This window comes from Streptomyces prunicolor (assembly GCF_045162825.1).
GTDB lineage: Bacteria > Actinomycetota > Actinomycetes > Streptomycetales > Streptomycetaceae > Streptomyces > Streptomyces prunicolor.
The window spans coordinates 6,128,475-6,145,526 of record NZ_CP108676.1 but is presented as its reverse complement, the minus strand read 5'-3'; the positions used below and the strand labels follow the sequence as shown (position 1 = coordinate 6,145,526).

The 17,052-nt window shown below is 68.2% G+C and carries 20 protein-coding genes; 7 read left to right on the top strand and 13 right to left on the bottom strand.

Features of this window, described 5'->3' with window-relative positions; genetic code table 11:
• Nucleotides 1-51: 51 nt before the first annotated feature.
• Nucleotides 52-1,707, top strand: coding sequence for a threonine/serine exporter ThrE family protein (locus OG588_RS28235; RefSeq protein ID WP_405949741.1), 1,656 nt, complete (start codon nt 52-54; stop codon nt 1,705-1,707).
• A gap of 91 nt (nt 1,708-1,798) precedes the next feature.
• On the opposite strand, the gene OG588_RS28230 is transcribed toward OG588_RS28235, so the two are convergent.
• Nucleotides 1,799-2,725, bottom strand: coding sequence for a DedA family protein (locus tag OG588_RS28230; RefSeq protein ID WP_405953235.1), 927 nt, complete (start codon nt 2,723-2,725; stop codon nt 1,799-1,801).
• Nucleotides 2,726-2,869: 144 nt separating this feature from the next.
• Between OG588_RS28230 and OG588_RS28225 the strand changes: the two genes are divergently transcribed.
• The gene (locus tag OG588_RS28225; protein ID WP_363101818.1) at nt 2,870-3,235 is read left to right on the top strand and encodes a YbjQ family protein; all 366 of its coding nucleotides are present in this window, start codon (nt 2,870-2,872) and stop codon (nt 3,233-3,235) included.
• Nucleotides 3,236-3,256: 21 nt separating this feature from the next.
• Here OG588_RS28225 and OG588_RS28220 read toward each other — a convergent pair whose 3' ends face one another.
• Complete coding sequence (locus OG588_RS28220) at nt 3,257-4,042, bottom strand: MerR family transcriptional regulator (protein WP_405949740.1); 786 nt, start codon at nt 4,040-4,042, stop codon at nt 3,257-3,259.
• A gap of 128 nt (nt 4,043-4,170) precedes the next feature.
• Here OG588_RS28220 and OG588_RS28215 point away from each other — a divergent pair, with 128 nt between their 5' ends.
• Nucleotides 4,171-5,454 carry an ion channel protein gene (locus tag OG588_RS28215; RefSeq protein WP_405949739.1) on the top strand — a complete coding sequence of 428 codons (1,284 nt, stop codon included), beginning with the start codon at nt 4,171-4,173 and terminating at the stop codon, nt 5,452-5,454.
• A gap of 39 nt (nt 5,455-5,493) precedes the next feature.
• Nucleotides 5,494-6,900, top strand: coding sequence for a glutamate decarboxylase (locus OG588_RS28210; protein ID WP_405949738.1), 1,407 nt, complete (start codon nt 5,494-5,496; stop codon nt 6,898-6,900).
• Nucleotides 6,901-7,194: 294 nt separating this feature from the next.
• Here the strand turns inward: OG588_RS28210 and OG588_RS28205 are convergent, their stop codons facing one another.
• From OG588_RS28205 to OG588_RS28180, 6 genes are all read right to left on the bottom strand, one after another.
• Nucleotides 7,195-7,956, bottom strand: a complete 762-nt coding sequence (locus OG588_RS28205; RefSeq protein ID WP_405949737.1) for an ABC transporter permease — start codon at nt 7,954-7,956, stop codon at nt 7,195-7,197.
• A complete protein-coding gene (locus tag OG588_RS28200; protein ID WP_405949736.1) occupies nt 7,953-8,987 on the bottom strand; it encodes an ATP-binding cassette domain-containing protein in 1,035 nt (344 codons plus the stop codon). The genes OG588_RS28205 and OG588_RS28200 overlap by 4 nt, the downstream gene beginning before the upstream one ends.
• Nucleotides 8,988-9,083: 96 nt before the next feature.
• On the bottom strand, nt 9,084-9,725 hold the full coding sequence (locus OG588_RS28195; protein WP_405949735.1) for a PadR family transcriptional regulator: 642 nt from the start codon (nt 9,723-9,725) through the stop codon (nt 9,084-9,086).
• Nucleotides 9,726-9,749: 24 nt separating this feature from the next.
• Nucleotides 9,750-10,295, bottom strand: coding sequence for a DinB family protein (locus OG588_RS28190; RefSeq protein ID WP_405949734.1), 546 nt, complete (start codon nt 10,293-10,295; stop codon nt 9,750-9,752).
• Nucleotides 10,296-10,449: 154 nt separating this feature from the next.
• On the bottom strand, nt 10,450-11,910 hold the full coding sequence (locus tag OG588_RS28185; RefSeq protein WP_405949733.1) for an aldehyde dehydrogenase family protein: 1,461 nt from the start codon (nt 11,908-11,910) through the stop codon (nt 10,450-10,452).
• 119 nt (nt 11,911-12,029) lie between these two features.
• Complete coding sequence (locus OG588_RS28180) at nt 12,030-12,854, bottom strand: helix-turn-helix transcriptional regulator (RefSeq protein WP_052347188.1); 825 nt, start codon at nt 12,852-12,854, stop codon at nt 12,030-12,032.
• Nucleotides 12,855-13,229: 375 nt separating this feature from the next.
• On the opposite strand from OG588_RS28180, the gene OG588_RS28175 reads away from it, so the two are divergent.
• Entirely contained in the window at nt 13,230-13,721 is a 492-nt protein-coding gene (locus tag OG588_RS28175; protein ID WP_052347186.1) for an anti-sigma regulatory factor, read from the top strand.
• Nucleotides 13,722-13,787: 66 nt separating this feature from the next.
• Here the strand turns inward: OG588_RS28175 and OG588_RS28170 are convergent, their stop codons facing one another.
• The 5 genes from OG588_RS28170 to rpmG form a co-directional block, all read right to left on the bottom strand.
• Entirely contained in the window at nt 13,788-14,006 is a 219-nt protein-coding gene (locus OG588_RS28170) for a DUF397 domain-containing protein (RefSeq protein WP_405953234.1), read from the bottom strand.
• Between the two features lie 287 nt (nt 14,007-14,293).
• Nucleotides 14,294-14,539, bottom strand: coding sequence for a 30S ribosomal protein S18 (gene rpsR, locus OG588_RS28165; protein WP_366098451.1), 246 nt, complete (start codon nt 14,537-14,539; stop codon nt 14,294-14,296).
• A gap of 2 nt (nt 14,540-14,541) precedes the next feature.
• Nucleotides 14,542-15,918 (bottom strand): GTP-binding protein, encoded by a 1,377-nt coding sequence (locus OG588_RS28160; protein ID WP_405949732.1) that lies wholly within the window; start codon nt 15,916-15,918, stop codon nt 14,542-14,544.
• Nucleotides 15,919-15,920: 2 nt separating this feature from the next.
• Nucleotides 15,921-16,169 carry a type B 50S ribosomal protein L31 gene (locus OG588_RS28155; protein WP_366098453.1) on the bottom strand — a complete coding sequence of 83 codons (249 nt, stop codon included), beginning with the start codon at nt 16,167-16,169 and terminating at the stop codon, nt 15,921-15,923.
• A 5-nt stretch (nt 16,170-16,174) separates the two neighbouring features.
• A complete protein-coding gene (gene rpmG, locus OG588_RS28150) occupies nt 16,175-16,339 on the bottom strand; it encodes a 50S ribosomal protein L33 (protein ID WP_327402261.1) in 165 nt (54 codons plus the stop codon).
• Nucleotides 16,340-16,413: 74 nt separating this feature from the next.
• Here rpmG and rpmB point away from each other — a divergent pair, with 74 nt between their 5' ends.
• Both rpmB and rpsN read left to right on the top strand, forming a co-directional pair.
• Complete coding sequence (rpmB, locus tag OG588_RS28145; RefSeq protein ID WP_019064301.1) at nt 16,414-16,650, top strand: 50S ribosomal protein L28; 237 nt, start codon at nt 16,414-16,416, stop codon at nt 16,648-16,650.
• Complete coding sequence (rpsN, locus tag OG588_RS28140) at nt 16,650-16,955, top strand: 30S ribosomal protein S14 (RefSeq protein ID WP_405949731.1); 306 nt, start codon at nt 16,650-16,652, stop codon at nt 16,953-16,955. The genes rpmB and rpsN overlap by 1 nt, the downstream gene beginning before the upstream one ends.
• Nucleotides 16,956-17,052: the final 97 nt, after the last annotated feature.

The window sequence follows — 17,052 nt, the reverse complement described above, 5'->3', positions numbered from 1 at the left end:
CTGTGCGCATACTGAGGATCACTGGAGGCGTCGTACAGGGAGTGCCACGGAGTGACGGAAGCGGAGGACCGCAAACCGCAGTCGGACGAGGCCAGGAGCGCCTTCACAGCTCCGGCAGGCGTCGAAGCGGCGGTCATGGCGTCAGCTGACGGGGAGTCGTCCACGACCTCTGAGTTCGCCGTTCCGAGCGGGCTCGACGTGACGCCCGCGCCGGCCGTCGAGGACTCCGAGGGGTCGGCGTTCAATCCGCCCAGCCTCTACAGCGCGCGCAAGGCGCCGCCCGCCTTCACGCCGCCGACCGGGATTCCCGTCGTCAGCCTCACCAAGGACGTGCCCTGGCAGGACCGGATGCGCACGATGCTGCGGATGCCGGTGGCCGAACGGCCCGCGCCGGAGCCGATCCAGAAGCCGGACGACAGCGGCCCCGCCGTACCGCGCGTGCTCGATCTGACGCTCCGCATCGGCGAGTTGCTGCTCGCGGGCGGCGAGGGCGCGGAGGACGTCGAGGCGGCGATGTTCGCGGTCTGCCGCTCCTACGGCCTCGACCGCTGCGAGCCGACCGTCACCTTCACCCTGCTGTCGATCTCTTATCAGCCCTCCCTGGTGGACGATCCGGTGACCGCGTCCCGGACCGTACGGCGCCGGGGCACCGACTACACGCGGCTCGCGTCCGTGTTCCGGCTGGTCCAGGACCTCAGCGACCCGGAAACGGCACTCTCCTTGGAGGACGCCTACCGGCGGCTCGCGGAGATGCGGCGCAACCGGCACCCGTACCCCGGCTGGGTGCTGACCTCCGCCAGCGGGCTGCTCGCGGGTGCCGCCTCCGTGCTTGTCGGCGGTGACATCATCGTGTTCTTCGCCGCCGCGCTCGGCGCGATGCTCGGCGACCGGCTGGCGTGGCTGTGCGCGGGGCGCGGGCTGCCGGAGTTCTACCAGTTCACGGTCGCCGCGATGCCGCCCGCCGCGATAGGGGTCGCCCTCACGGTCGCCAACGTCGACGTGAAGGCCTCCGCGGTCATCACCGGTGGGCTGTTCGCCCTGCTGCCCGGGCGGGCCCTTGTAGCGGGCGTACAGGACGGCCTGACCGGCTTCTACATCACCGCGGCGGCCCGGCTCCTGGAAGTCATGTACTTCTTCGTCGGCATCGTGGCCGGCGTCCTGATCGTCCTGTACTTCGGCGTGAAGCTCGGCGCGCAGCTCAATCCGGACGTGGCCCTCGGCAGCTCCGACCGGCCGCTGTGGCAGATCGGCGCGTCCGTCCTGCTGTCGCTGACCTTCGCCGTACTACTCCAGCAGGAACGATCCACCGTGCTCCTGGTGGCCCTCAACGGGGGTGTCGCCTGGTCCGTCTACGGGGCGATGCGCTTCGTCGCCGAGATCTCGCCGGTTGCCTCTACGGCCGTCGCGGCGGGGTTGGTCGGGCTGTTCGGGCAGCTGCTGTCGCGGTACCGGTTCGCGTCGGCGTTGCCCTACACGACCGCGGCGATCGGGCCCCTGTTGCCGGGGTCCGCCACGTACTTCGGGCTGTTGGCGATCGCGCAGAACGAGGTCGACAAGGGGCTGGTGTCGTTGGCCACGGCGGCGTCCCTCGCCATGGCCATCGCCATCGGGGTCAATCTGGGGTCGGAGATCTCGCGGTTGTTCCTGCGGATTCCGGGGGCTTCCGCGGGGGCGCGGCGGGCGGCCAAGCGGACCAGGGGGTTCTGAGCGCCTAGTAGCTCGGAGCCCTGGATCGTTGGCGGGTGCGGGTCCGTCGTGGCTGGTCGCGCAGTTCCCCGCGCCCCTTAGGGGCGTACAGCTAACCCTGTTGGTAGCCCTGGCCCTGGTTGTCGTACGGCGGGTACTGCTGGTTGCCGTACGGCTGTTGCTGCTGGGGCTGGTATGTCTGCTGGGGATACGGCTGCTGCTGTTGGGGCTGGGCGTAGTACTGGTCGTAGCCGTTGTTCTGGTCGTAGCCGTTGTTCTGGTCGTACTGCTGCTGAGGTTGTTGCTGCTGGGGCCTGTCCACTCGACGTAGCTGCGTCGTCGAGTCATCCATGATCACCGGGAACGGCTGGGTCGCGGCCGGGTCGCCGGGCTGCTCCTGGTGGGGGCCCTGGGGGTCCTTCTTGGTCTTGGAGCGGGCGCGGAGGAACTCGATGATGATCGGGACCACGGAGATCAGGGAGATCAGGATCAGGATCGCTTCGATGTTCTTGTGGACGAAGTCGATGTTGCCGAGCCAGGAGCCGAGCAGGGTGACGCCCGCGCCCCACAGGACGCCGCCGATGACGTTGAACGTGATGAAGGAGCGGTACTTCATGCCGCTGACGCCGGCGATGATCGGGGTGAACGTGCGCACGATGGGCACGAAGCGGGCCAGGACCAGGGACTTGGGGCCGTACTTCTCGAAGAACGCGTGCGCCTTGACCACGTTCTCCTGCTTGAAGAGGCGTGAGTCCGGGCGGTTGAAGAGCGAGGGGCCGACCTTCTTACCGAAGACGTAGCCCGCCTGGTCGCCGAGGATCGCGGCGACGCAGATCAGCACGACGGCCGCCCACAGCGGGAAATCGAGGGTGCCCGCGGTGATCAGCAGGCCGCAGGTGAACAGCAGGGAGTCACCCGGCAGGAAGAACCCGATGAGCAGGCCGGACTCCGCGAAGACCACGAGCAGGAGGCCCCAGATTCCGAACCGGTCGAGCATGGTGTTCGGATCGAGCCAGCTCGGGCCGAGGGCGAGCGTCATCACGGTTCCGGGCTCCTGAGGGGTGGAGGGAGGTGCCAGCGTCCAGGTACAGCCGCACAAAGCTATCAACGCGATGTGTCCGTCCCAGGTTCCACCGGTGGCTCCAGGATGCACTGTGCACCCCATAGGACAAAGCTGTGAGCCATGGGTATCGATGAATACGGCGGCGGCCAGGGGCCGCAGGCCGATGTGCTGGTAGTGACGACGAACGACATCCCCGGGTACCGGGTCGAGCAGGTGATCGGCGAGGTCTTCGGACTGACCGTGCGTTCACGGCATCTCGGCAGCCAGATCGGCGCCGGTCTGAAGTCGATGGTCGGCGGTGAGCTCAAGGGCCTCACCAAGACCCTCGTGCAGACCCGCAACCAGGCCATGGAGCGGCTGATCGAGCAGGCACGCGCGCGTGGGGCCAACGGCGTCCTGGCGTTCCGCTTCGACGTGACCGAGGCGGCGGACGTCGGCACCGAGGTGTGCGCCTACGGGACGGCGGTGGTCCTGGCCCGGGAGTAGCGGTACCCCCGGGCCAGGCCCCTAGGAGGAGCTGTGACGGGACGCGTTCGCCAGGATCGCGTCCCTCAGGTGCTCGGCCAGTCCCGGGGCCATCGCGTCGTAGAACGCCTTGAACCGCTCGTCGGAGACGTACATCTCGGCGAGACAGGTGTGCATCTCGTAGGAGCACTCGTAGAACCAGCGGTCGATGTGCAGGCGGTGTTCCTCGGCGAGGTCCATCGCCCGTTCCGCCGTGGGGAGTTCACCGGTGGTCACCAGGCCGGCGTAGCGCTCGCTCCAGGCGTCGACCTCGGCCTGGAGGCGTTTCCAGTCGGCCTTCGTGTAGCGGGCGGCCCTGCGCTGGGACTCGGCGTAGGCCTCGGTGCCGCCCCAGCGCTGTTCGGCCTCTTCGGCGTACTGCTCGGGGTCCTTGTCGCCGAAGACCTCGAAGCGTTCCTCGGGGGTCAGGTTGATGCCCATAGTGCGTGCCTCCATGGCGTGCTCCACGGCCTCGGCCATCTTCTGCAACTTCTCGATCCGGGCGGTCAACAGCTCGTGTCGGCGGCGCAGATGCGCGCGCGGGTCCGTCTCCGGGTCGTCGAGCAGGGCCGCGACCTCGTCGAGCGGAAAGCCGAGTTCCCGGTAGAACAGGATCTGTTGCAGCCGGTCGAGGTCGGCGTCGCCGTATCGCCGGTGACCCGCGCGGCTGCGCTCGCTCGGGACCAGCAGGCCGATGTCGTCGTAGTGGTGCAACGTGCGCACGGTGACCCCGGCGAACCCGGCGACCTGCCCTACGGAGTAGGAGTCCTGTCCTACGGAGTAGCTCACTTTCCGTTCCCTTCTTGTGTCCGCGCTCCACGCTGAGGCCTCACGCCACGTGAGGTGCAAGCCTCACGGCCCCGTAGTGCTCGCATTCTCAAGATGTTTGGTCCGTTTTGCCCGCTTATGGTGAGCCCGTGGCCCAGGACAGCGCGCAACAGGCACCAGCCGCCCCTACGACCCCGGCGCGCACCCTGCTGCCGTTGATCGTCCCCGCTCTGGTCGTGGGCGTGCTCGCGAGTCTGCTCTTCATCGGGGTCAGCGAGGCGGCCGAACAGCTCCAGCACGTGCTCTGGAAGAACCTCCCCGACGCCCTGGGCATCGGCCGCTACTCGGTCCTCTGGATGCTCGTCATGCTGACGGCCACCGGGATGGTGGTCGGGCTGGTGGTGTGGAAGGTACCCGGGCACGCGGGTCCCGATCCGGCGACCACCGGCCTGGAGGCCGTACCGCTGCCCCCAGGGGTACTGCCCGGCCTCGTCCTGGCGACCGCGCTGATGCTCGCGGGCGGGCCGAGCCTGGGTCCCGAGAACCCGATCATCGCCGTGAACGTGGGGCTCGCGCTGTGGGCGGGGCGCAGGCTGGCTCCGCGGGTGCCGGGCGGGGTGTGGGGGGTGCTGGCCGAGTCGGCGACGATCGGGGCGCTGTTCGGGACGCCGGTCGCGGCGGCGCTGCTCATCTCGGAGGCGCTGGCCGCGCGGAACACCAAGGGCGCGCTGTGGGACAACGTGTTCGCGCCGCTCGCCGCGGCCGGGGCGGGTGCCATGACGACCACCCTGGTGGCCCATCCGACCTTCGACCTGCATCTGCCCGCGTTCGGCAGGCCCGGCTGGGGCGATCTGCTGACCGTCCTGGTGCTGCCGCCGCTGGCAGCGGCGCTCGGCATGGCGGCCGTCTACCTCTTCCCGTACGCCCATGGCGCCTTCTCCCGCCTCAAACACCCCATGCTGACGCTGCCGGCCGGTGGACTGGTCCTGGGCCTTCTGGCGGCCCTGGGCGGCCATCTGACGCTCTTCAAGGGGCTGGACGAGGTCGGGGAGCTGGCGGCCGATCCCGAGGGCTGGTCGGCGGGACAGTTCGCGACGATGACCGTCGTGAAACTCGCGGCACTGCTGGTCGCCGCGTCCTGCGGCTTCCGGGGCGGCCGGATCTTCCCTTCCGTCTTCATCGGCGTCGCGTTCGGCCTCTTCGCCCACGCGGTCGTACCGGCCGTGGACCCGGCACTCGCGGTCGCCGCAGGCGTCCTGGGCATGCTCCTGGCGATCACCCGACAAGGCTGGGTGAGCCTGTTCACGGCCGCGATCCTGGTGGCCTCCCCGGCGATCCTCGCCCTTCTCTGCATCGGCTCGCTGCCGGCCTGGCTGTTGGTGACCGGGAGACCGCAGATGCAGTTGCGCGCGGACGGAACTCCGGTTCGCTAGTACCCGTTGGTTCTTTTGATCCTTATCGGAGGCACGCCCATGCCGTTGCACAAAGGTCCCGAGCAGCCGGACGAGCGCCCCATGTCCGTGAACCCCTTCTACGGAGAGGCCAATCCGGTCGGCGGCATGACCGAGGCCCCGCCCAAACACCGGCTCCCGGAAACGCCGTTGCCGCCGATGACGGCCGTGCAGCTGGTGCACGACGAGCTGATGCTGGACGGCAACTCCCGCCTGAACCTGGCGACTTTCGTCACCACCTGGATGGAGCCGGAAGCCGGCGTCCTGATGGCGGAGTGCCGGGACAAGAACATGATCGACAAGGACGAGTACCCCCGCACCGCGGAGCTGGAGAAACGCTGCGTGGCCATGCTCGCCGACCTGTGGAACGCACCGGATCCCTCAGCCGCGGTGGGCTGCTCGACCACCGGTTCCAGCGAGGCCTGCATGCTCGCCGGAATGGCCCTGAAGCGCCGCTGGACGCAACGCAACAAGGACCGCTACCCGGCCGCCCGCCCGAACCTGGTGATGGGGATCAACGTCCAGGTCTGCTGGGAGAAGTTCTGCAACTTCTGGGAGGTCGAGGCCCGCCAAGTCCCCATGGAGGGCGACCGTTTCCACCTGGACCCCCAGGCCGCCGCAGAACTCTGCGACGAGAACACGATCGGCGTGGTCGGCATCCTGGGCTCCACCTTCGACGGTTCCTACGAGCCGATCGCCGACCTGTGCGCCGCCCTCGACGCGCTCCAGGAACGCACGGGCCTCGACATCCCGGTCCACGTGGACGGCGCGTCCGGCGCCATGGTCGCCCCCTTCCTGGACCCGGACCTGATCTGGGACTTCCGCCTCCCGCGCGTGGCCTCGATCAACACCTCGGGCCACAAGTACGGCCTGGTCTACCCGGGCGTCGGCTGGGCCCTGTGGCGCGACAAGGAGGCCCTCCCGGAGGAACTCGTCTTCCGCGTCAACTACTTGGGCGGCGACATGCCCACCTTCGCCCTCAACTTCTCCCGCCCCGGCGCCCAAGTAGTCGCCCAGTACTACACATTCCTACGCCTGGGCCGCGAGGGCTACCGCGCGGTACAGCAGTCCACCCGGGAAGTGGCCCGCGGCCTGGCCGACCGCATCGAAGCCCTCGGCGACTTCAAACTCCTCACCCGGGGCGACGAGTTGCCGGTCTTCGCCTTCACCACAGGCCCCGACGTCACGGCGTACGACGTGTTCGACGTCTCCCGCCGCCTACGGGAGCGCGGCTGGCTGGTCCCCGCGTACACCTTCCCGGCGAACCGCGAGGACCTCTCGGTCCTCCGGATCGTATGCCGCAACGGCTTCTCGGCAGACCTCGCAGAACTGTTCCTGGAAGACCTGAGCCTGCTGCTCCCCCAACTACGAAACCAGCCATACCCCCTGACCCGCGACAAACAGGCGGCAACCGGCTTCCACCACTAGACGAGCGGAGGCCGGAGCGGCCGGCAGGTGGGCGGACCGCCACCCGCGTACGGCGAGAAGGTGCCGTGTCGGGGGATGTCCGCCCGCAGCGGTTGGCGCGTCAACACGGGCAAGTCGGTGAATGCCGGTCCCCGCGCCAATCCGAGGACGGACACCCCCCGGCGCGGCGCCGCCCCACAACGCACCTCAGGCGAACCACCCACAAACCCGCACTGAGACACAAAGCCGCACCCCACACCACCTAGGGGCGCGGGGAACTGCGCGACCAGCCCCCACCGGCCCGCACCCGACAACTCACCCCCCAAGCCCCCGAAACCGCCGCACCGCCAGCGGAAAGAACACCACCAGCAAACCCACCGGCCAGACCACAGCGGCCCAAACGTGCCCCGATTCGCCCCCGGGCCCACCGAAAAGCTCACGTACGGCCGTAGCGGTCTGAGACATCGGATTCCACTGAACAACCACGCCCAGCCACCCAGGCATGGCAGCAGGCGTAGCCAACGCATTGGACAGAAACCCGACCGGCCACACCAGAATCTGCACGGCCTGCACCATCTCCGGCCGCCCCGCCACCAGCGCCAACTGGATCCCGACCCACAACATGGCGAACCGGAAGAGCAGCAACAGCCCCACGGCGCCCAGGAATTCACCGGGCCCGGCATGCGGCCGCCAACCGAGCCCGAGCCCGACCCCGATCAGCACGACCAGCCCGATCGCCGACTGCAACATGTCAGCAGCCGAACGCCCCACCAGAACAGCCCCGTCAGCCATAGGCATCGACCGGAACCGGTCGATCACCCCTTTGTTGAGATCCTGCGTGACGGCGAGCATCGTGCCCTCCAGCCCGAAGGCCATGGTCAGCGCAAGCATCCCAGGCACCAGGTAGTCGACGTAGTCGCCCTCGACCGCCCGCCCACCACCGATCAGATACCCGAACATCAACAGCAGCATCACCGGGAAAACAAGACTCACCACCACCTGCACGGGCTGCCGCGCCCAGTGCGCGAGTTCACGCCGCGTCATGGTCCAGGAATCGGTCAGAGCGTAGGCACTCACACGGCCTCCTTCACGTTCGCACGATCGCCCGCATCCGCCCCGTCACCGTGCCCCGTCAGATGCAGAAACACCTCGTCCAAGGTCGGCCGCCGCAACGCCACATCCTCGGCATCGATCCCGCCCTCCTCCAGCGCCCGTACGACCCCGGAGAGCGCCACCATCCGGTCGGAGACCGGCGCACTGAGCAGCCGCCGATCCGCATCGACCCGAACGTCGGCCGCAGGCAACGGCAACAGGGCGACAGCAGCGCCCAGTTGACCCGCGTCACGCAGAACGACGTCGATACGGTCACCGCCCGTACGGGACTTCAGCTCGTCCGGGGTGCCGTCGGCGATGACGCGCCCCCGGTCAACTACCGAGACCCGATCGGCGAGTTGGTCGGCCTCCTCCAGATACTGGGTCGTGAGCAGAACCGTCGTACCCCCACCGACCAGGGAACGGACCGCCGACCACACCTCGGCACGCCCGCGCGGATCGAGGCCGGTAGTCGGCTCGTCCAGGAAGAGGATCTCCGGCGCGGTGACGAGCGACGCGGCGAGATCCAGCCGACGCCGCATACCCCCGCTGTAGGCGCGAACCGGCTTACGACCGGTGTCGGCGAGGTCGAAACGTTCCAGAAGCTCATCGGCACGCACACGCGCGCGACGGGCACCAAGATGATGGAGCCGGCCGAACATCTCCAGATTCTGCCGACCACCCAACTCCTCGTCCAGCGCCGCATGTTGACCGAGCAGCCCGATACGAAACCGAACCGCGCGAGCCTCGCTCAGCACGTCGTACCCCGCGACCTCGACACGCCCCGAGTCGGGCCGCAACAGGGTGGACAGAACACGGACCAGAGTGGTCTTGCCCGCGCCGTTGGGCCCGAGCACCCCGTGCACGGTGCCGCGCGCGACCCGCAGATCGAGCCCGTCCAACGCCTTCTTGACCCCCTTGGAGCCGTCGCCCCCCTGAGCCCCCTCAGCCTTCCGGCCCTTCTTACCCCCGTACGTCTTGTGCGCGTCCTCGACGATGATCGCCGCGTCGGCCACTGAACACTCCCTCGCTAGTCAAGTTTGACTACTCACCCGAAGACATCGAAGGTAACGCCACCGAAGGCATTAGTCAAACTTGATTAGTGGACTTGATCAGCGAGCGTCCCCGGGATGCCGCTCCCCCGTCGCGTACGGGTTCTCCTCGTCGTCCCGCAGGACACCGACGAACGGCGCACCCTCCCCCGCGAAGGTGTACGCCCCGCCCTCGATGCGGTCGATCAACCCCTGGGTCCACGCGGCCTCCGCATCGGCCGTGTGGATCCAGAGGTTCATGATCTCGCCGATGTGGCCCAGCGGTTCGGGGCCTCCCTCGGGGATGTAGTACTCGGTGACCGAGGCCCGCCACTGGGCGATCCCCCGGGTGCGCTCCTGGAGCAGCGCCACCACCTCGGCCCGAGGCAGGTCGACGATGCCCCCGATGGCGGCCGACTTCACATCCATCTGCTGGTCGTACGACGACAGCGCCTCGCGCAGCAGCCGGAAGTACTCCTCGGTGCCCCAGTCGGTGATCTCGTACTCCGTCCGGGGCGGACCCCCGACAGTGGACGGCGCGATCTCGTGGGCATGCAGGAAACCCTGCTTGGCCAGCTGTTTCAGCGCGTGGTAGATCGAACCGGGCTTGGCGTTGGACCACTCGTGCGCGCCCCAGTACTCCAGGTCGTTGCGCACCTGATAACCGTGGGCCCGGCCGTGCTGGCGCACGGCGTTGAGCACGAGGAGACGGATCGCTGACATGGGCTCAGCGTAGAACCCGCCAGGTCAGCCCCCGGTCGTACCCCGCTCCTTCGCGACCAGCTCGAACGCGGTGGCGCCGTCGAGGGACTCGCGGATGATGTCGGCGTGACCGGCGTGCCGGGCGGTCTCACGGATCAGGTGCAGGCACACCCACCGCACGGAGACACTCCCCTCGGGGAACCAGGGCTGGTCAGGCAGCGGGAAGGTCTCGTCGAGGCTGGGCACCGAGCGGATGTACGCCTCGGTCTCGGCGGCGACCTTCTCCCAGTACGCGAGTTGCGACTCGACACTCTCGCCGTCGACCAGTTGGAAGTTCTCGTGCCAGTTGGTCTCGTCCCGCTGAACCGCCGGCGGCTCCTGCTTCGCCCGCGCGATCCAGCCCTGCTCGACCTCGGCGCAGTGCTTGAGCAGCCCGGAGAGGGAGAGTTCGCTCGCGCTCGGCCTGCTCGCGGCCTGCTCCTCGGTCAGCCCGAGCAGCGCCCTGCGGATACCGCCCCGCTGCTCCTCGATGAACGAGAGCAGCGCCCCGCGCTCGTCGCCCTGCGCCTCTGCGGGTACGTGCGTGACCATGACCGTCGCCTTTCGCCGATACCGGCAGGGAGCGTGTCCCCCTGCCCGACACCGACGAAGCTACGGGCCATCGAGGTCAGCTTCTGTCCTCAATGGCCCGCAGAAAGCACATGTCCAGAACCGAACGCACATGCCTGGAACCGGAAGCACCTGACTAGAACGGGAACCCGCTCCGCCCGTGCTGCACCGAGATCCACTTCAGGCTGGTGAACGCGTCCAGCATCGACTCGCCGTTGAGGCGGCCCAGACCGGAGGCCTTCTCGCCGCCGAAGGGGACGATCGGCTCGTCGTGGACGGTGCCGTCGTTGACGTGGAACATGCCCGTGTCGATCTGCTTGGCGAAGTTCACGCCGCGCTCGATGTCACCGGTGTGGACGGCGCCGCTGAGACCGTACGGCGTGTCGTTGACGATGCTCACGGCCTCCTCCTCGCCGTCGAACGTGATGAGGAAGGCGACCGGGCCGAAGACCTCCTGGCGGAGCAGGTCCGAGTCGGCGGGCAGGTCGGTGAGGACCGAGGGGGCGACCAGGTTGTCGGTGGTCGTGCCGTGGACCAGAGCCGTCGCGCCCTCGGCGATCGCCTGCTCGACGACACCCGAAAGGGCGTCCGCCTGCTGGGAGTTGATGACCGGGCCGATCACCGTCTGCGGGTCGCGCGGGTCGCCGACCTTGAGGGACTTGACCTTGGTGACGAACTTCTCGGTGAACTCGTCGGCGATCGACCGGTCGACCAGGACACGGTTCGCCGCCATGCAGACCTGGCCCTGGTGGACGTAGCGGCTGAAGACCGCCGCGTCGACCGCGTAGTCGATGTCGGCGTCGTCGAGGACCACGATCGCGCTGTTGCCACCGAGTTCGAGCACCGCGCGCTTGAACTGCGAGGCGCAGACGGTCGCGACGTGGCGGCCGACCTTGTCGGAGCCGGTGAAGGAGATGACCTTCGGGATCGGGTGCTCGATGAACGCGTCGCCGATCTCCGCGATGTCCGTGATGACGACGTTGAGCAGACCGCCCGGCAGGCCCGCGTCCTCGAAGATCTTCGCGACCAGGGAGCCGCCGACGATCGGGGTGTTCTGGTGCGGCTTGAGGACCACGCCGTTGCCCAACGCCAGTGCGGGGGCTACCGACTTGAGGGAGAGCAGCAGCGGGAAGTTGAAGGGGCTGATCACGCCGACGACGCCCACCGGGACGGTGTAGACGCGGTTCTCCTTGCCGTCGACCGGCGAGGGGATGATCCGGCCCTGGGGGCGCAGCGCGAGGTGGATCGCCTCGCGCAGGAACTCCTTGACGAGGTGCAGCTCGAAGCCGGCCTTCAGGAAGGTGCCGCCGAGTTCGGCGACGATCACCTCGGAGATCTCCTGCTCGCGGTCCTCGATGATCCGCAGGGCCTTCTCGAACACGGCACGGCGGGCGTAGGGGTTGGTCGCGGCCCACTTCTTCTGGGCGCGGGCGGCCGCCTGGTACGCCTCGTCGACCTCGTCGACCGTGGCTATGGTGATCGACGCGAGCTTCTCGCCGTCGTACGGGTTGAAGTCGATGATGTCCCAGGAGCCGGTGCCCGGGCGCCACTCACCGTCGATGTACTGCTGAGCCAGGTCGGTGAAGTAGGACGACATGTGATCCCTCAATCGCTCAAATCGTCAGCAGACACGATCAGTTGCAGACACGATCAACAGCAGACCGGGCGATCCCTCACGATCATCACGGTCTGATCACACGTCATCGTACTTGTGTTTCAAGAGAGTTGGAGCAGTCCCCGAAGAAGATCCCGGCTCTCGTCCGGGCCCGGGCTGTCCTGCTGAAGCTCCTTCAGCGCCTTCTCGTACTGGGCCACATCCTCGGACTTGTCCAAGTAGAGCGCGCTGGTGAGCTGTTCGAGATAGACGACGTCCGAGAGGTCCGACTCCGGGAACGACAGGATCGTGAAGGCACCGGACTCGCCCGCGTGACCGCCGAAGCCGAACGGCATCACCTGGAGGCGGACGTTGGGGTGCTCGGAGACCTCGATCAGATGCTGCAACTGACCGCGCATCACCTCGCGGTCGCCGTACGGGCGGCGCAGGGCGGCCTCGTCCAGGACGATGTGGAAGTCCGGCGCGTTCTCGTTCACCAGGTACTTCTGCCGTTCGAGTCGCAGCGCCACCCGCCGCTCCACGTCCGCCTCGCTCGCGCCCTTCATGCCGCGCCGGACGACCGCGCGGGCGTAGGCCTCGGTCTGGAGGAGTCCGTGGACGAACTGCACCTCGTAGACACGGATGAGGGAGGCGGCGCCCTCCAGGCCCACATAGGTGGGGAACCAACTGGGCAGGACGTCCGAGTAACTGTGCCACCAGCCCGCTACGTTGGCCTCCTTCGCGAGGGAGAGGAGTGAGATGCGCTCCGCCTCGTCCGTGATGCCGTACAGCGTCAACAGGTCCTCTACATCCCGGGTCTTGAAGCTCACTCGCCCCAGTTCCATGCGACTGATCTTGGATTCGGAAGCGCGGATCGAGTACCCCGCGGCCTCCCGGGTGATCCCACGTGCTTCCCGCAGTCGCCTGAGTTGCGAGCCGAGCAGCATCCGCCGCACCACCGATCCGGGCTCTCCCGCGCTCACGTTCGCCAGCCTCCCCAACCGTCTTCAGGGGCCGCAGTCTGCCACTAAAACACTTCGAGCAGTACTCGTTCGATTACAGAAATGGAAAGAAGGGACGCCTGTTCACAGGAAGTTGTCAGGAAGACATCAGGAAGAAGCAAGGCCGGAGCGCGAGAACGGCGTGAAGTTGGTGGAAAAAATGGCCAACAAGCGGTACGGGAGGGTCCAATTCGGTCAGCTGCACGTGCATCTGCCCTTGCATCTGCTGTACGCATCCGAAACCATGGTCTCGCGCCACCGCTGCATCGCAACGACCGCGAATTCCCGGGAGTGCCTCGCATGGGGACGAATGGATCGACCATGCTCGAGCCGTTACGGCAGGGCCTTCCGCCACTGGACCCGTCCGCCGTGTCCAGTGCCGCTTCTTGTGCGTTGCCCGCCCGCTACGAAGCGGTGCGCGAGGCACGGCAGTTCACCCGTCGCACACTCGACCAGTGGGACATCGGCGACCGTTTCGACGACGTCTGCCTGGTCGTCTCCGAACTGGTCACCAACGCGCTGCGGCACGCGCTGCCGGCCAACACCCCGCGCGTCCCGGAGCAGAACCCGCCGGTACGGCTGCACTTGATGCGCTGGACCGAGCGGCTGGTGTGCGCCGTGCGCGACCCCAGTCACGACAGTCCCATCGCCTGCGAGTCGGAGGACTTCTCGGCGGAGTCGGGCCGCGGCCTGTTCCTCGTCGACTCGTTCGCCGACGGCTGGGGCTGGCACCCGCTGGCGGGGACGCTCAGCGGCAAGGTGGTCTGGGCGCTGTTCCGCCTGCAGGACGAACCGGCACAGAACAACGCGTGAGGAACCGCGGCTCTTTTTCGGGCCGCGGTTCTACGCGCGTTGCCGTCGCGTGGGCAGGTCGGAGCGCTAACCCGCTGTCAGGTGGTCGAACTCGCCGTCCTTGATGCCCAGGAGCATCGCCTCGATCTCGGCGCGGGTGTAGACGAGCGCCGGGCCGTCGGGGAAGCGCGAGTTGCGTACGGCGACGTCTCCGCCGGGCAGCCGCGCGAACTCCACGCAGGACCCTTGCGAGTTGCTGTGCCGGCTCTTCTGCCAGGCCACTCCGTCCAGCTGCGTGGCAGCCATGCCGTTGTACACGTCGAACCCCAAGTACACGCTGTCAACGCGGTGGTCCACAGGTCGCTCCCGGTTGTGCACTGGCTGGTGTGGCCATTGATGCAGTGGTCAACTGTTCCGGATCATAGCCCTGTTCATGTGCAGATGCATGAGCAGATGCACGTGCACGGGGTGTGGTCCTCCGGTTACAGCTTTGACGACCGCTTTACCGATGCCGTTCCAGCGTCTGCCCAGGACCGGGCAGGACATGTACTAGGGAAGACGTGTACGAGGGCCCTTGTGTTCCATCCGGGCGGCTATCGGGTCGAGTACGGCAACAATGCCATCTCCCGGGCGTTCTTGATCGCAGCCGCCAACTGCCGCTGCTGCTGCGCCGATACGCCGGTGACCCGTCGGCTGCGGATCTTGCCACGGTCGGAGACGAAGCTCCGCAGCAGCGCGGTGTCTTTGTAGTCGATGTACGTGACTCCGGCCGCTTCCAACGGATTACGGCGGGACTTGGCAGGCCGGCGCGCGGACTTGAGGTCGGGCTTGCGGTGCACGGTCAGATCTCCAGAAGGGTGTCGAAGGCGGACGGGATGCGTTTCCAGGCGCTACGGCCCGCGGCGTACTCGGTGTCGGTCAACAGGCAGGACTCCAGGAGCAGTTCGAGCCCGTCGCGGTCGAGGCCGGGAGACGTGAACACGAGGTGCTGACAGCAGTCCCCGTGCTCCGGATGCCAGTCGAGCGCGGCGGCGGCCCGACGCACCGGCGGCACCAACTCCCAGGCGGCGTCCGGCAACGAGGCGAGCCACGGTCCCGCACTCTCGACGCACAGCGCACCCCCGGCCGCGTCCCAGTGCAGCAACGAGTCGGGCTTGTCCGCGAGCCAGAACCGCCCGCGACTCCGGGCTGCGGCACAGGTGATGTACTCAAGTGCCGCGTACAGCCGCTCCGGGTGGAAGGGGCGGCGCCGATGCCAGACGAGGGTGGTCACGCCGTGCGCGTCCGCCTCGACGGGGAGCAGGGCGCAGGCGGGGTGTTGGGCGGCGGCTGCGGCCTCTACGTCGAAGCCGGCGAGGGCTGCGTGGGCGAGGACGCTGCGTGGGGGTGGGTTGTTCGGGTTGTTTGCCGGGTGCGGGTCGGTGGGGGCTGGTCGCGCAGTTCCCCGCGCCCCTGGGGGGTTGGGGGTGGGCGAGGTGGGAGCGTGTGCCGGGGTGTGGGCGGGGTTGGCCGGGTCGTCGCGCGGAGGCGATGCGGGGATCGCCCGGTCGCCGCGCAAGGGCAGGGTGTGGTTCGCCGGGGTGTCGCGGGCGCCCTGGATACTTCTGCTCCTCGGCAAGTCGCCGCCCCCGACCGGTACTTGGCGGGCCGTGGGGTGCAACTGGGCCAGTAGCTCGCGGTCTTCGTCGTCGGCTTCGGGCGAGTCGAGGACGGTGAGGACGGGGGCGTACTCCAGTTGGCGGGCGAAGGTGTCCGCGATCGTGCGTTCGTCCGTGGCCGCCGCCGCTAGGCCGGCTTCGGCGAGGTCGTCGCCATTGGCCAGGTACGGGAGGAGCAGGGCCGGGTCTACGGCGGTGATGACGCCGGTGACCGTGAGGCCGCCGGACGTGATCACCTCGGCCATCGCCTTGGGCTCCACGGAGTCCCACAACTCGACGACGGCGAGGGTGACTTGGCCGGCCGCGGCCAGTCGGCGCAGTTCCGGGACCAGGTCCTCGCGCAGGGCGCAGCACGCGCAGTCGTTGACCAACGGGGTCTCGCCCGCGTCGAGGATGCCCGTGGCGTCCCTGATCGTACGGACGACGGTGCCGGCAGTCGCCGTAGCGAGGTCGTGGTGGAGTACGACGCTGCCGGGGACGTCGTGGAGGAGGCGGGCGACGGTCGCTCTGCGGGCGTCGGCGTGCAGGCCGGCGACGATCGCGACGGAGAGGTCGGACACGGTCAGGCCTGCTTCCCGTACCGGCGCTCGAAGCGCTCCACGCGGCCGGCCGTGTCCAGGACGCGGGCCGTGCCGGTGTAGAAGGGGTGGCTGACGTTCGAGATCTCGACGTCCACGACGGGGTACGTGTTGCCGTCCTCCCACTCGATCGTCCTCGCGCTCGTCATCGTCGAGCGGGTGAGGAAGGCGTGGTTCGCGGCGCGGTCCCGGAAGACGACGGGGCCGTAGGGCGGGTGGATGTTCTCGCGCATCTCGGTCAGCGCTCCTCTCGGAAGTCGACGTGGCGGCCGGCGGCCGGGTCGTACTTGCGCAGGGTCAGGCGGTCGGGGTTGTTCCGGCGGTTCTTGCGGGTCACGTAGGTGTAGCCGGTGCCGGCCGTGGACCTGAGTTTGATGACCGGGCGGAGTTCGTTGCGAGCCATGCTGATACCTTACTGAAAATGAATTCCATTAGCAGCACCGGCTACGGCCCCGATCGAGGAGAGGTACGTCACTCGTGTCCGCCCACTGCATGCTGACCGGCGCACAGCCCGGCTTCGGCAACCGCATCTCCCACTCCCACCGGCGCACCTCGCGCCGCTTCGACCCGAACATCCAGTCCAAGCGCTATTGGCTGCCCGGCGAGGGCCGTTACGTACGGCTGCGACTGAGCACCAAGGGGATCAGGACCGTCGACACGATCGGCGTCGAGGCGGCCGTGGCCCGGATCCGCGCCCGGGGGGTGCGGATCTGATGGCGAAGAAGAGCAAGATCGCGAAGAACGAGCAGCGGCAGCGAGTGGTCGCGCGATACGCGGCGCGCCGGGCCGAGTTGAAGGAGATCATTCGGCGGCCCGGCTCGACGGAGGCCGAACGGGCTTCCGCCCAGCGGGAATTGAGGAGTCAGCCGCGTGACGCCAGCGCCACCCGGGTGCGCAACCGCGACCAGGTCGACGGGCGGCCCCGCGGTTACTTCCGTGCCTTCGGGCTGTCCCGGGTGAACCTGCGCGGACAGGCTCACAGCGGATACCTACCCGGCGTCCGCAAATCCTCCTGGTAGCCCCTGGTAGCTTGCTCCGGTCGTTCCGGCCAAGGCCGACCGGGCGGCCGTCCGGCTACGACTTGGGAGCTACCAGTGACTACGGCGAGTTCGAAGG